The 12,740-nt window shown below is 60.8% G+C and carries 16 protein-coding genes and 1 pseudogene; 3 read left to right on the top strand and 14 right to left on the bottom strand.

Going from position 1 to position 12,740, the window contains the following annotated elements; genetic code table 11:
- Nucleotide 1 precedes the first annotated feature (1 nt).
- From V5F23_RS05585 to V5F23_RS05520, 14 genes are all read right to left on the bottom strand, one after another.
- Nucleotides 2–1,042: a phage baseplate assembly protein gene (locus V5F23_RS05585; RefSeq protein WP_042732292.1), complete on the bottom strand. Its 1,041-nt coding sequence runs from the start codon at nucleotides 1,040–1,042 to the stop codon at nucleotides 2–4.
- A gap of 3 nt (nucleotides 1,043–1,045) precedes the next feature.
- Complete coding sequence (locus V5F23_RS05580; RefSeq protein WP_212803447.1) at nucleotides 1,046–2,284, bottom strand: DNA circularization N-terminal domain-containing protein; 1,239 nt, start codon at nucleotides 2,282–2,284, stop codon at nucleotides 1,046–1,048.
- Nucleotides 2,271–3,845 carry a phage tail protein gene (locus tag V5F23_RS05575; protein WP_212803446.1) on the bottom strand — a complete coding sequence of 525 codons (1,575 nt, stop codon included), beginning with the start codon at nucleotides 3,843–3,845 and terminating at the stop codon, nucleotides 2,271–2,273. The genes V5F23_RS05580 and V5F23_RS05575 overlap by 14 nt, the downstream gene beginning before the upstream one ends.
- Nucleotides 3,846–3,975: 130 nt before the next feature.
- A complete protein-coding gene (locus tag V5F23_RS05570; protein WP_123579582.1) occupies nucleotides 3,976–4,272 on the bottom strand; it encodes a phage tail assembly protein in 297 nt (98 codons plus the stop codon).
- On the bottom strand, nucleotides 4,269–4,616 hold the full coding sequence (locus tag V5F23_RS05565) for a phage tail tube protein (protein WP_042732987.1): 348 nt from the start codon (nucleotides 4,614–4,616) through the stop codon (nucleotides 4,269–4,271). Before V5F23_RS05565 ends, V5F23_RS05570 begins: the two co-directional genes overlap by 4 nt.
- A gap of 66 nt (nucleotides 4,617–4,682) precedes the next feature.
- Complete coding sequence (locus V5F23_RS05560; RefSeq protein WP_047737021.1) at nucleotides 4,683–6,179, bottom strand: phage tail sheath subtilisin-like domain-containing protein; 1,497 nt, start codon at nucleotides 6,177–6,179, stop codon at nucleotides 4,683–4,685.
- A complete protein-coding gene (locus tag V5F23_RS05555; RefSeq protein WP_042729844.1) occupies nucleotides 6,179–6,361 on the bottom strand; it encodes a DUF2635 domain-containing protein in 183 nt (60 codons plus the stop codon). The genes V5F23_RS05560 and V5F23_RS05555 overlap by 1 nt, the downstream gene beginning before the upstream one ends.
- Entirely contained in the window at nucleotides 6,358–6,942 is a 585-nt protein-coding gene (locus V5F23_RS05550; RefSeq protein ID WP_047737023.1) for a hypothetical protein, read from the bottom strand. The genes V5F23_RS05555 and V5F23_RS05550 overlap by 4 nt, the downstream gene beginning before the upstream one ends.
- A 103-nt stretch (nucleotides 6,943–7,045) precedes the next feature.
- Entirely contained in the window at nucleotides 7,046–7,396 is a 351-nt protein-coding gene (locus V5F23_RS05545; RefSeq protein WP_042729842.1) for a phage holin family protein, read from the bottom strand.
- A 57-nt stretch (nucleotides 7,397–7,453) separates the two neighbouring features.
- On the bottom strand, nucleotides 7,454–8,035 hold the full coding sequence (locus tag V5F23_RS05540; RefSeq protein WP_042729847.1) for a DUF642 domain-containing protein: 582 nt from the start codon (nucleotides 8,033–8,035) through the stop codon (nucleotides 7,454–7,456).
- A 4-nt stretch (nucleotides 8,036–8,039) separates the two neighbouring features.
- A complete protein-coding gene (locus V5F23_RS05535) occupies nucleotides 8,040–8,228 on the bottom strand; it encodes a Com family DNA-binding transcriptional regulator (protein ID WP_080964315.1) in 189 nt (62 codons plus the stop codon).
- Between the two features lie 468 nt (nucleotides 8,229–8,696).
- Nucleotides 8,697–9,431, bottom strand: coding sequence for an XRE family transcriptional regulator (locus V5F23_RS05530; protein WP_212803860.1), 735 nt, complete (start codon nucleotides 9,429–9,431; stop codon nucleotides 8,697–8,699).
- 197 nt (nucleotides 9,432–9,628) lie between these two features.
- Nucleotides 9,629–10,465, bottom strand: a complete 837-nt coding sequence (locus V5F23_RS05525; RefSeq protein ID WP_042730720.1) for an IS3 family transposase — start codon at nucleotides 10,463–10,465, stop codon at nucleotides 9,629–9,631.
- Complete coding sequence (locus tag V5F23_RS05520) at nucleotides 10,462–10,764, bottom strand: transposase (RefSeq protein ID WP_053143627.1); 303 nt, start codon at nucleotides 10,762–10,764, stop codon at nucleotides 10,462–10,464. Before V5F23_RS05520 ends, V5F23_RS05525 begins: the two co-directional genes overlap by 4 nt.
- A gap of 449 nt (nucleotides 10,765–11,213) precedes the next feature.
- On the opposite strand from V5F23_RS05520, the pseudogene V5F23_RS05515 reads away from it, so the two are divergent.
- From V5F23_RS05515 to V5F23_RS05505, 3 genes and pseudogenes are all read left to right on the top strand, one after another.
- Nucleotides 11,214–11,568 (top strand): annotated as a pseudogene (locus tag V5F23_RS05515) (DUF6124 family protein).
- Between the two features lie 159 nt (nucleotides 11,569–11,727).
- Nucleotides 11,728–12,453 (top strand): zeta toxin family protein, encoded by a 726-nt coding sequence (locus V5F23_RS05510; RefSeq protein ID WP_042729846.1) that lies wholly within the window; start codon nucleotides 11,728–11,730, stop codon nucleotides 12,451–12,453.
- The gene (locus V5F23_RS05505) at nucleotides 12,450–12,617 is read left to right on the top strand and encodes a hypothetical protein (protein ID WP_168199556.1); all 168 of its coding nucleotides are present in this window, start codon (nucleotides 12,450–12,452) and stop codon (nucleotides 12,615–12,617) included. Before V5F23_RS05510 ends, V5F23_RS05505 begins: the two co-directional genes overlap by 4 nt.
- Nucleotides 12,618–12,740 lie beyond the last annotated feature (123 nt).

Here is a 12,740-nt window from a genome sequence, read left to right as displayed (position 1 = left end):
CTCAGGATTTGGGCTTGACCGGGTTCGCGTCGAAGGTATGGGGCGGGGCGACTTGCAAGGTGGTGACGGAGCCTTGGGCAGACAGTGAGTACGTCACCTTTGAAATCAGCAGGTCGCCGTCGAACCCCAACACCGGATCGATCACCCGCACCAGGGTATTGTGCCGCCACAGGTCGCCATTGGCCTGGCGCCAGCCCTGCACGCGGTAGGTGGTGGTCAGGGCCCGGCCGGTACGGATGGCGCTTTCCCAGTCGGCCCGCTGCTGGGCCAATTCAAAGGTCAACTGGGCACTTTCGCTGATCACCGTCACCCGCTTACGTTTGAAACTCAAGTCAGTGGCCGTGCCCGACACCTCGCTCACGGCGGTTCCACTGCGCTGGTCATTGCCCTTGTGCTGGCCGATGACCCGGTATTCGGAGAACACCTGGCTGTAGTCCCTCGGCGCGTTGCCCGAGAGAATGTTCTTGCCCAACTCCAGCACATCACTGGCCCGCCCGCCGCTGCCGGGCTTGGCCAGCAGCACGCGGCCCTCGGCGTCGTCGGTGGAAAACACCCGGAACAACGTCAGCAAGCGGTCGATGGATTGGAAGACGGTTTCTCCCGGCACGATGCTGTGCTCGCTCAACCGCGCGGTTTCCGGGATTTCACTCACCACGCCCACGCCGTATTGCGACGCCAGGGCCTGGACGATGCTCAGCACCGTCTGCCCGCGCCATTGGGTCGGACGGTTGATCGCCGCGCAATCCACCAGATCCTGGGTCTTGGACCCGCCTTCGATGCTCAGCGTGATCTGGCGCCCGTCATAACTGATCGGGGCCTTGAACACATAGCCACTGAGCAACAGGTCGGCACCGATGCGCACCTGGCATTCATCACCGGGACGAATCGGCACCGCCTGGGTCTGCCCCGGCCATTGCCAGGTGATGTCGAGTTTGAAGGTGCGGAACTGACGCTCCAGGTCCGCGCTGATTTCCACGCTTTTCCAACCGCCGTAGTCCAGCCCGCCGACGGTGAGCGTGACGCTATTGTCGAGCTCGCTCATGGCTTACTCCCCCGAGACTTTCAGGTTGTTGGGCGGCAGGAAACCGGGGTGGGCCACGCCGTTGCGCTGGATAACTTCGGTGACCCGGGTGGCATCGGCGAATTGCTGATAGGCCACCACCAGCGCCGGCAGGCTTTGCTTGAACGACAAATTGATCAGCCGTACGCCCGACGACGCCACTGCCGTCAGGTGCGCGGCCATTTGCTGACGCAGCTGGTTGAGGGCCTGGTAATGCTCCGGGTCCGCCTTGAGAGAGGCCTGCCAGATCGCTTCGTTGAGAGCATCGCGCAGGGCCAGCACATCATCGGCCACCGGCACGTCCCGCCGCTGGATCGGCTGCACGGCCTGCTGCGCCACCGACGGGGTGGCCCCCAGCTTGACCACCGGCGCCGCCACGGGCATCGCCGCGATCCATTGCGCGGCCTGCACCAGCAGCGTGTCCTGGACCAGGTCGGCCAGGGCCTGGGCCGCCGCCGTGGTGTCCTTGCCGGTGGTGAGCTTGGGCGCGTCCGCCTGGCGGATGGCTTCTACCTGTTGCGACACGCTGGCAATCACGCCGCGGTAGCCGTCACGGGCAAAATCCTTCAACTGGCGAACATCCCCCAACAACCCCTTGAACTCGGCCACCACCTCCTTGGGCAACGCTTTCACGGCCTTGACCAGGTCGTTGATCTGCCGATAGGTCTCGATCAACGGCTTGAGTTCCTGCTCGATCACGCCGTACACCTCCTTGAGGCTGTTGCGCAGGTCGGCGACGCCGATCCGCGCGGCCTTGATCAGGCTCATCGCGTCTTCGAAACGGCGCACCGCCGAACCCAGGAAGCTGTCGGCGGACACCAGCAACAGTTTCTGGCTGTTGATCGCCGCCGAAGGGAATTGCAGCGGCTGGTCGGGATAGAACTTCAAGGCAAACGTCACCAGCCCACCGTCCTGGCGGGTCTGGGTCATGTCGCACTCGCCCACCTTGACCTGCATTCGTCCCAACCACGGATGCACCAGCTCGCCACTGCCCTGCTCCAGAGCCTTGAGCAACTTGTCGCGCTGCTCCAGGCAATCGGCGCCGACAATGAACGCCGTCAGCTCATGAATCTTCGCCTGCTGGCCCAGCCCTTCGAAAAACGGCTGGTCGCGCTGTGGATACTCATGCAACTGGCCCTTGTGGCCGACCGGGGTTTTCGCCTGGTCGACCCAGAATCCGACGCCGCGAAACGACGCCGGCAACAAACGGTCACGCCAGCTCATTGGAGCCTCCTGTGGAAAGTGAGCGGTAACCGATGCGCGAGCTCACCGCCAGGCCGGGTTGATTGGTTTGCGGTGGCTCGGCGCGCAACCCGGCCGGCGCATTTTCGAAGCGCACGGTCAAGCCGCCTTCGAGTTGCGTGCGGTTGTTCGCCGCGCTTTGTTGCACCAACGCACTGGAGGTTTGCCCCAGTGCGCCGGGCGTCAGCGAGGCGTTCGCCGGGAGGTTGCCAGGCACCGGTGCCAGGCTGGAGGACAGCCCCGGGGCCGGTTCACGGGCGCCACCAAAAAACGCCGGCGCCAGCTCGCCCTTGCCCTCGGCATTGGTCTTGCGTTGCGCTTCGGTCAGCCCTTGAACCTTACCGGTGAACGTGGTGATGACTTCGCCAAAACCTGTGTTGAAAAACGCTTTGATCGGCGCGAGCACGCCCTGCAGCTGGTCCCACCACTGGCTGAACCACTCCCCCACCGGCCCCCACTGTTTCATGAGGCCCTCGATGGGCGACCAGTCGAACAGCCCGCCGAACACCGTCAGCATCATCGACACCTGGCTGCGCAGGCCTTCCCAGATCCCGGCGAAGACGTCCACGAGGGTGCCCCAGTTGGCCATGATCAGGCCCAACGGCGTCCAGTTGAACAGCCCTTGGAGCGCGTCCATCACCGGTACCGTCAAGGCCCTGAGCAGATCCCAGATGGCCGAGAACAATCCGGTCAGCGGCCCCCAGTTGTTGACGATCAAGCCCAGGGGCGACCAGGCGAACAGCGTCTGCATGAAACCGATGACCGGCGTCGCCGCCGCCACCAGCACATTCCACAGCGCGCCAAAGAAACTGCTGATCGGCCCCCAGTTGCTGATCACCTGCCCTAGCGGGGTGAAGGCGAACATTGTCTTGAAGAACTCGGCCATCGGCACGACGATGGGCGCAAGCCGTTGCCAGAGCCCGGCGAAGAACGCCGAAATCGGCTCCCAGTAGGCGATGATCATCCCGGCCGCCAAGGCGATACCCATGGCGATCAGGCCGATGGGGTTCATCTTCAAGGCCAGGTTGACCACCTCGAAAGCCTGGCTCGCCCCGTTGACGGCGGTCTGGATCGCGCTGAACGCCACGGCGCCCGCCGCCAGGCCTTGTACCAGTTGCGGGTTGTCCTGCAGCACCTGGGTCACGCCGCTGATCATCGGCTGCAGGCCGACCGTCATCGCATTGACCGCCGGCCCCAGCGCCGTGCCGAACTGCAACGACACATTGCTGATGGAAGTCTTCAATCCATCCAGGCTCTGTGCCGCCACGCCAGGCGCGGCGGGCGCCTGGACGGCGCCGACCGCCGCGTTCACCCCAGCAACTTCACCCTTGAAAGCCGCCGCCGATCGGAGGCCTTCCATGAATGGCTTGGCGATCCCGCCGTCCGGCAGCAGTCCGGAAATATCCAGGCTGCCGAGGCCGGTGGCATCGAGGTTCTGCTTGAAGCCCTGGACCTTCGCCCGCAGGCTGGCCAGCTTGGGCGACAGCTCGTCGATGCCGGTCAGCAGCAACGCTTTTTTCTCTACCTTTTGTGTGTCTGCCATCACTGCACCTGCTGCATCGCATTGATCCGTTGCGCGTGCTCCAACGACTCACGGAGCACATCCAGTGGCCTGGCCATCATCTGTTCGGGGTCAACCGTCCAGAACCAGGCCAGGTCATAGGCGGCGGCGATCAGGTCGCCGATGGCTGCGACGCCGCACTCATGAAAAAACTCGCGACGGCCCAGCTCAGTGCGTTGAGGTCGGCCAGGTCCAACTGGTTGACCGACGACGGCGGGATACCGGCGCAGACTGCGATGTATTTGGCCGCGACATCCATGTCCAGGCTCACCTCCTCGCTCTTGTCGATCTTGTACGGCAGCGCCTTGATCGCCCGGACCTCCTGCACCGTCGGACGGCGCAAGGTCAGTTCGTTCAACGGTTCGCCGTGGGCCTCGATGGCCACGTGCAACGTCATGACATCGGTCATTGCCAGGTCCCCTTGATGCCTTCGAATTTCAGCTCAAGGGTGGCGTCGTCACCCTTGGACACCGGCTCTTCCACCAGGTAGGCGCCGGCCAGCACGTAGACCTTGCCGTTGTTGAACTCGCAGGTGACGGTCATGTCGGTGCCGGCCACCAGTTGCTTGAGCGGGAAATCCGCGGTGTGCAGCGCCGTCACCTTGAAGGACGGGGCAATGTCGGTTTCCTTGTAGAAACCCGGCACGACGGTTTCGCGTTTGGTGAACATCAGTGGCGCTTCGCAGCCTCCGTTGATGGTCAGTTGAGCACCGTCCACTTTGACGTAGCAGGTACCCGCAATCAGTTGACCCATGGTGTTTCTCCTTCAAATAAAAAGCCCACGCGCGGTGGGCTGGAATCATCCAATCAAACCCGACACTCAAGCGGCGGCGTCGTACTGCAGACGGAACTGGTTGAGCAGCGCGAACACCCGCAGGCCGTTGATGTAGTCCGGCGGGAACAGCACATTGACCCGGCTCGGATCCTGGCTGTCGCGCTCGACGATCAGGTGCTCGGCGAACAGCTCGGCGTTCTCCACATGGCCTTCCAGTTCGAGCTTGGCGTACTGGGCGATCAGCTCGCCGCGAATCGTGCTCGGGGTCACGATGGGCTGGCCGGCGCCGAAACGCGTGCCATCGGAGGCCAGTTTGTGGCGACCGTACTTGCTGGTGATCACGCTTTGCAGACGGCGCACGATGAAGGCCGACTGGTGCAGGGTTTCGCTGTCCAGGTAGGAATTGTCAGCCTGGCCGAAGGCATTTTTCTGATACGTGGTGATGGAGCGCTGGATGCGCACGTAGCCGCCTTCGTAGTAGGCCGTCGCGATGCCGTAGTTGAGCAGCGACTGGCGCTCGGTCAGGGTGAAACGCTCGCTGGCCGGCGCCGGGTCCAGGCCGGGCAAGCTGCCGCTCTGGGTCGGACGGCTGGCGTCAGCCGAGATGAACACAGCGGTACGGGCGGCCAGCGCGGCGGCCTGGACCCACGACGGTTGCGGCACGCCCGGCTCGAGGGCCTGGATGGTCATGTGCTGGTCGTTGCGCGCCTGGCCGGCGGCGACGAGCGTGCCGATGGTCCCGCGCTTGGCGCTGTAGACATGGCCGAACAACTGCTTGGCCCAGGACCAGCGACCGGTGCTGTCGTCCATGACCGCTTGCCAGGTATTCAGGCTCGACAGATCGGACCACGGCATGGCGATGAACTCGAACGGCTCGTCGCCCAGGGCCGCGACGGCGGCGGTCTGGTCCGGCACACCAGCGCCGCCGGTCATGGCGGTGACGGCAGTGGTCAGGCCCGCAGGGGTATCTTCGCCATTGCTCTTGCCCAGGCGATTGAATTGCAGGCTGATATCGTTGCCGCCGTCGCCGGTCCATTTGGCGTTGAGGGTCACGACACCGTCGACGGCCGCAGCGCTCACCGGCAGGTCGGCCGTCGCGTTGACTTTCAAGGCCAGCGCCGTCGCAGCCTGGGCGGCGGTGGCACCGTTGGCGATGGCCGCCTGGACGCGTACGCCACCCACGTACAGGTTGAGCACACCGCTTTGCGTCGCGGTGCCGGTGAGGGTCAGCACGCCCTTGGCGATGGCGCCTTCGACGTTGTGCAGCGGCAGGCACCAGATTTCGCCGAGCGGGTCGGTCTTGCGCCAGGTCTCGTACATCGAGGCGAGCATCGAGCCCTGCCCGCCGATGCTTTTGGCCAGGGCAACGCTGGAGACCAGCACCAGCTTGCCGACTTGCTCCGGGGCAACGTTGTCGTTGACCTGGGCGACGATCAATCGGCGCATGGACGACGACGCGCTATTGGCGGCCGAGTTGTCCATCTCGGCGTAGAACAGCGGAACACGAATGTCCGCGGGGATGTTGCTGAATCCGATCGCCATTATTTGGCTCCCTGTGGTTTGGCCGCTTTCACGGCTTTGGTAGTGATATCGCCATCGGCCAGACGTCGACGCCACCAGGCGTTGTCCGGCACTTCACGGCCCTCGAGGGGCAACAGATCGTCCGCTTCCGGGTCCGGTACGGCACGGCCCGGGGCCGGCAGCACGGTGATGCGTTTGCTCATGGGGTTACGTCTCCAGAGAAAGTCAGTTCCAGGCGCCCGTCGGGGCCGGGACGTTTGAGGTTGGGGTCCGCCGGGTCGATGGCATCGACCCGCACGGTGGCCCCGGTAAAGGACGACAAGCCGTCCAGTTCACGTTCGTGCCAGCTTTCGGCAAGCTGGCTCGTCAGGTTGCGGCCCAGCTGGAACTGCGCGAAAAAGCGCAGCCGGAACAACGCGTGGCCGCCAATGGGGGAAATCAGTTCGCTGCCGTCGTATTCGATGCCGGTGTAATCGGCGCCGGGCTTGAACCCCACCAGCGCACGCCACAACTCGGCACGCAGGTCGTGCTGGCCATCCAATGCGGTCGCCACGTCACTGGCCTCGAGCACCAGCACAACATCGAAACCATCACGCACCGTTTGCAGCGTGACGTTCTGCGCGGTGTTCGGGCTGGCCACATCCGTGGTCGGCAGCACATAGGCGCAAGGGACCGGCACGGCGGCGCCCGTTTGCAGCGCGGCGAGGTCCAGGGCCGCGAACACTCGATTGGCAAGCGTCGGGCATTGCTCACGCAACTGCGTGAGGATCGGCGTGATCTTCATGGAGAGTGCTCCAGTGATAGGCAAGTAAAGTCAGAACGCGGTGGAAGGGCTTGCTTGCGCGAGCGGTGGGGCAGTTGGAGCAGAGGTTGGAGGTGTTTTGTGTCTACGGCTGATCGGGATGAGAGTCGCGGTCGGCAGGCCCCGCTACCCCAATGCGCTTGGCTACCCAACGCTCATAAAGACCGATGGCCACATCGGCCCCGGCCATGGCGGTCAGGCAGCCGAAGGCGCAGGCACTCCAGATCGACATGCCCAGGGCATACAGCAGCATCGTCGCCGAGACGCCGCACACCACGCAGGCGCCGGAGCGCAGGACCACGCGGCGCAGCAACGACCAGCCGCGGGCCCCCTCCTTGTCGGCACGCCACATCTCGCCGGACACCCCGCCCACCAGGGCGAGCACGATGACCAGCCAGATCGGCATGTCCAGCAACGCTTGTTGCTCGTTTGTCATTCACGCCTCCGGGGGGTGATGGTTGATGGGGTGGGCAATTGCGGCGCGGACGGTGTTTTACAGCCGCTCGACAATGACGTTGTCGATAAAGGCGAAATGAGCATTCGGATCCTGCTCATTCCAGAAGCTCAATGTGGTTTGAGCGCTCACCGCGGTGAACTCGTAGGTTCGGGTTTCCCATACGGTCGCGTCACTGGTGGCGACAGGGGTGTCGAAACGGGTGGTCTGGCCGGCTACCTTGACGTTGATGATGCCGGTCCCCGTGCGGCCCACGTACTTGGAACTGCCGGCACTGAACGTCAGGCGATATCGTGCACCTGCCACCGTGTCGATGTTTTGCTGGATACCACCGCCGTTTTGATAGGTGTAGTTGGCGAGGTCGACGCTCATGGCCCCTTCAGCGGCGACCGAACTGCCGATGGCAGCCCTGACATTGATGTATTCCACGCCCGACAGGAACGTGGTCCAACCGTTCACGAAGTCGGCTTGGGCCGGGGTATTGAGTACGCAATCATTGCCACAACCAGGGGTTTCAAAACTGCCGTTCACGACCAGGTTGGCCGCGAAGGCGGCACCGCTCGCCGCCAACAGCACGGTGGACAAGACGAGCGAACCGATAAGACGTTTGATTTTTTTCATGCTTTCACCCAAAGAGTCGATGTTTTTGCGCGCAGCATTGCGCATTCATTTCGCTCAAAGGCGATGACTCGAGGCTCACGGCCTTCACATGATTCAACGTCCCGCATCGGGAACATTTGATCTGGAGTTCGGTGTTCTCGCCCACACGGGCCAGAAGTCGTTTGCAGTGACCGCACCTGAAATCCTTCAGCATGGAAAGCCCTCCATTGGCGGCGGTGATGTGTTGAACGCGCCTCACGGCGCAGGCATTCCAAAAAGCCCGGTTGCCCAGGCTTTTCAGTAATGCGCTTGATCTTTCGGCGCGACTGGCGCGGTACGGATCCATTCAAATTGTTCCTCCGACCGCGGCCCCTGCCCGCCGGATAACTGCTTCTGGTGCTTTACGCTGCACACCCGGGCCAGTTGCCAACCCTCTGAACCGTTGAGGCCGGTTCATCGCTGCCTGTTTGGTGAAACTAAAGAGCGGTTGTCGCCAGCCGCTTTGTCGAGCGGCTTGGACACAGGTTATGCATGTATGCATATACAGTCAATGCACAAATGCATTTATTTATGCAGCATAAATGCACCAACGCATCAAAGGCCAGCGAATGCAGGGCTCAGAGGGTTTTCGGGAGCGAAAAAAAACCCGCACAACGGCGGGTTTTATCTGACAGGGGAAGGGTTAGCGGGCGTACATGCCCCACCAGAAGACATGGCCAAGGATGACGATCTGCTCTTCCTGCATGTCCTGGAAGCTGTAGTCCTCATCCGGATGTTCATCGCGATTGAAGCTGCGCAAGCGGATACCGGTGGGCAGTCGATAAAGCTGTTTGACCCGCAGTTGGCCATTGTGATTGATGGCGTAGAGGTCGCCGTCGACGATGTCGCCGATGCTGCATCGAGCCACATTCACCCCGACCGTGGCGCCGTCGCGCAGCACCGGCAACATGCTGTTGCCGCGTACCGTCACGCATTTGGCCTGGTCGAACTGCACGCCGTTATGGCGCAGGCTGCGCTTGCCGAAGCGCAGGCTTGAGCGCTCGCTCTCTTCGATGACGAATCTTCCTGATCCAGCAGCCAATTCAACCTCACGCAGAAAAGGGATCGACACCTCGTCTTCCTCGACGGGGGTCTCGTCGTCCCACAGGCTTATGTCCTTGAGCTCGGCATGGGACTCGTCGCGACGACTGCCGCCGGCAGCGGCCACATCCGCGCGCCCGCGCAACTGGTCGGTACTCACGGCGAAGTACTCGGCGATCTTCGAGATGTGTTTATCCGAAGGATCGACGATCTTGCCGCTGAGGATCCGCGAGAGGGTGGACTGGGGCACGCCTGTACGCCGGTGAAGCTCCGTGGGGGAGATCCCGTGCTGGTCGAGCAGTGCTCTTAATACGGTCGAAACGTTGCGTTTTTGCATAACGCGCATAGTGCTTGTTCTTTTTGCAGAAAACAAATGCTGTTTCGCATAAATATGCAATTGCAGCCTTTGCATTCATTGTGGCGAGGGAGCTTGCTCCCGCTGGGTTGCGAAGCAGCCCCCCTTTTGGGAGCGCTTCGCACTCAAGCGGGAGCAAGCTTGAACTGGTCAAGTAATTCTGGACACCAGTTAAGGTTTCACGCCGCCAGTTTCTCCATAGCTACCGGCGACCGATAGTCGTTGTAGCTATGGAGCCTGACGTTGTTGTAACGCATCACATAACGCTGCACATCCACGCGGGCGTCATGCTCCGAGCTGTAGCCATCTTCTGGCACCCACTCTGATTTCAGGCTCCCAAAGAAACGCTCCATCGGGGCGTTGTCCCAGCACTCACCTTTGCGACTCATGCTTTGCAGGAGTCCATGCTTGCGCATCTCATTCCTGAATTTGTGGCTGGTGTATTGGCAACCTTGATCAGAATGAAACAGCACCTCTTTTGGACGGCCTCGCAATTGCACCGCCATCCGCAACGCTTCGCAGGTCAGCGTGGCATCGGAAATCATTGAAAACGACCACCCCACGATCCTGCGAGCAAACAAATCCAGTACTGCCGCGAAGTACATCCAGCGCTTACCCACCTTGATGTACGTCACATCACCACACCACACCTGATTGATCGCCGTGACATCAAACTTGCGCTTGAGCACGTGCGGCGCCACCAGGGCCTCCACGCCGGAAGATTTGTACTTGTGCCGCCGCCGCTGATGACTGGCAACACCGGCTTCGCGCATCAAGCTGCGAGCCATATGTCGCCCGACGCGATGCCCCTTTGCTTGCAACTCCTTAGAAAGGGTGCGAGACCCTGCGGACGCTCTGGATTCCTTGTGATGTTCGACCAGCACGGCTTTAAGTTTCTCCCGCTCAGGCTTCACCTTGCCTTGGCGCTGACGCCAGGCGTAAAAGCTGCTGCGGTTGACTCCAAACGCCCGACAGCAATTGTTAACGCCGTACTGCTCGTCCAGCTCATTGATCAACGAGAATGATCTTTGGAGTCCAAAAGCAGGAGAGCACTGGCCTTTTTTAGGATTTCAATGTCCAGGTCTTTTTGCCTGAGCAACGCTTTGAGCTGCTGGATCTCTCGCTGATCGGCGGTAATCGCCTTGGCCCCTTCCGGGGTCGAACCCAAGCGCTCTTTGCGAACCTGGTCGACCCAACGGCGCAAGGCAGTAGGGCCAATATCCAGAGTGGCACAGACCTCAGGAACTGACTGGCCTTCGTCCAGCACCATGCTGGCAGCTTTGAGCTTGAACTCACTGGAATAAGATTTACGCATAGCCAAACACCTCAGATTTGGGCGCCATCATAGCGCCCGATTGAAGTGTCCAAAATCATTAGGCCAGTTCAGCTCCCTCGCTACGGAATCGCCCTACATACCCTTAGGAAAAGGCTCCGCCCCCGTCCTTCAAATGCGCGGCACCAGGCTACATCGCCTTGCGCCTCGGCCTACAACTACGCCAGAATCCGCCGGCTCGTCCACCTTGGATCCCATCGGTACTTTAGTTCTCGTCACTGCCCATCAGTGATCGGGTTTAGTCGCTCGGTACTCCAAGGTGCTCACTGCTCCATTAGTCAGGTATCCCATCCCTGTACTTGATGGTGGCTGTGCGCAGGGCGCCCTCGGGCGCGCCGGTTCCTTGGATCCCCGGTCGACTAACCTGCGTACAGCTGCCACCCCTCGTTTAGTCGCGAGTGTGTGGTGGCTCAACTCCAAGGATCCATAGAATGCCGAAGAACACTCCAAATCTCCCTGACGATCACTTCTCCCGCAGCCAATCGGCCAACGCCAAGAAACTCGACGAAGCCGCCACCCGCGCCCTGGACTATTACCTCGAACCAAAAGCCGACAAAGAAACCTGCGACACCCTCGACACCCTTTTCATCATCGCCCCGAACATCGATGCCGAGTGCCTGCTCGCCAACCTCAGCGAAACCCTGGCCTCGGCCAACGTCATGGTCAGTGACCTGGCGTTCGACCTGGAGGGCTCGCGGCGACATATCGCGCTGGGGGGTCCAGCAGATGATTGAGCTAGGGCAATTGCTGGCGAATCGGGCGTTGGATGTGGTTGAGGTGAGGTAGGCATTCATGATGCAGTCCCGGCGAGGGGGACGTGCCCCTCGCCACGGGCTCGCCCACATCATTAAACAGCACTAGGCCGCCTAGCTCGGCTCAGACAGCAGGCATTATCGAGAAGGAGCTGGATTAATGACGGACGATGCCGATTCACGTAACCAGATAATGACACCAGCGGAGCAAGACGCTTGTGAAAGCGCGTTGCGCTTCGCTCGATCCAATAAAAAAATAATTGCGAGAAGACTCACAGATAAGCTGATTTATCCGCCAGAAGAGGCACCAGTATCAGTTTTCATGGCAGGCTCTCCGGGCGCAGGTAAAACCGAGGCCTCCATAGCCTTGGTGAATCTATTTGCGGATGCAGCCATCCTACGCATAGATCCCGATGAGTTGCGAAGCGAGTTTCCCGCGTACACGGGAGCAAACTCCTGGCTTTTTCAGGGTGGCGTGTCAATTCTGGTCGAAAAAATATTAGATTTTGCGTTAGACCAAAGGCAATCCTTCATCCTCGACGGAACGTTTTCCAACATAGACGTAGCAAGACGGAACGTAGATCGCTCCTTGAAAAAAGGCCGATTCGTACAGATTTTGTATGTCTACCAATCTCCGGTGCTTGCATGGGGATTCGTCAACGCTCGTGAAGCGGCTGAAGGCCGGAGAATTCGCAAAGAACACTTCATCGAGCATTACTTCGCCGCACGTGACGTAGTGAACGCGCTTAAGCTAGAGTACCAAGGCGACGTGCATGTGGATCTATTGCTCAAGCATATCGACAACTCGGGACGACTTTACAAAGCTGGTGTCGATAAAATTGACTACCATATCCCTGAGCGACACACGCGGGCCGACCTAAAGGCCACGCTCGGGCCACCATCAGGAGCGCACCTATGATCTCGATCAAGCTAGGCTTGACTAAAGGGGCCAAAAGCACCTTTGCCGATTTCATTCGCAATGCAAAATCGGACCAAAAGAAGCGTGTTTACAGCGAGGTTTTGATTGAAGCTACCAAGCAGCAAAATCAGCTGATGATGCAAGCCGAGGCGAAACGAACCTAATATCCGGATTTTAAGAGAAGCCCGACCAAGCGTCGGGTTTTTTATTATCCCCAGCTCATGCTCCGTAAGGCGATTGCAAGCACTCCGCTGGCAGGAAATACCCCAGGCTCAGAAAACCAGCTT

This window comes from Pseudomonas sp. WP18, assembly GCF_036689585.1.
Classification (GTDB): domain Bacteria; phylum Pseudomonadota; class Gammaproteobacteria; order Pseudomonadales; family Pseudomonadaceae; genus Aquipseudomonas; species Aquipseudomonas chlororaphis_E.
This window is presented reverse-complemented; position numbering and strand designations above follow the sequence as displayed.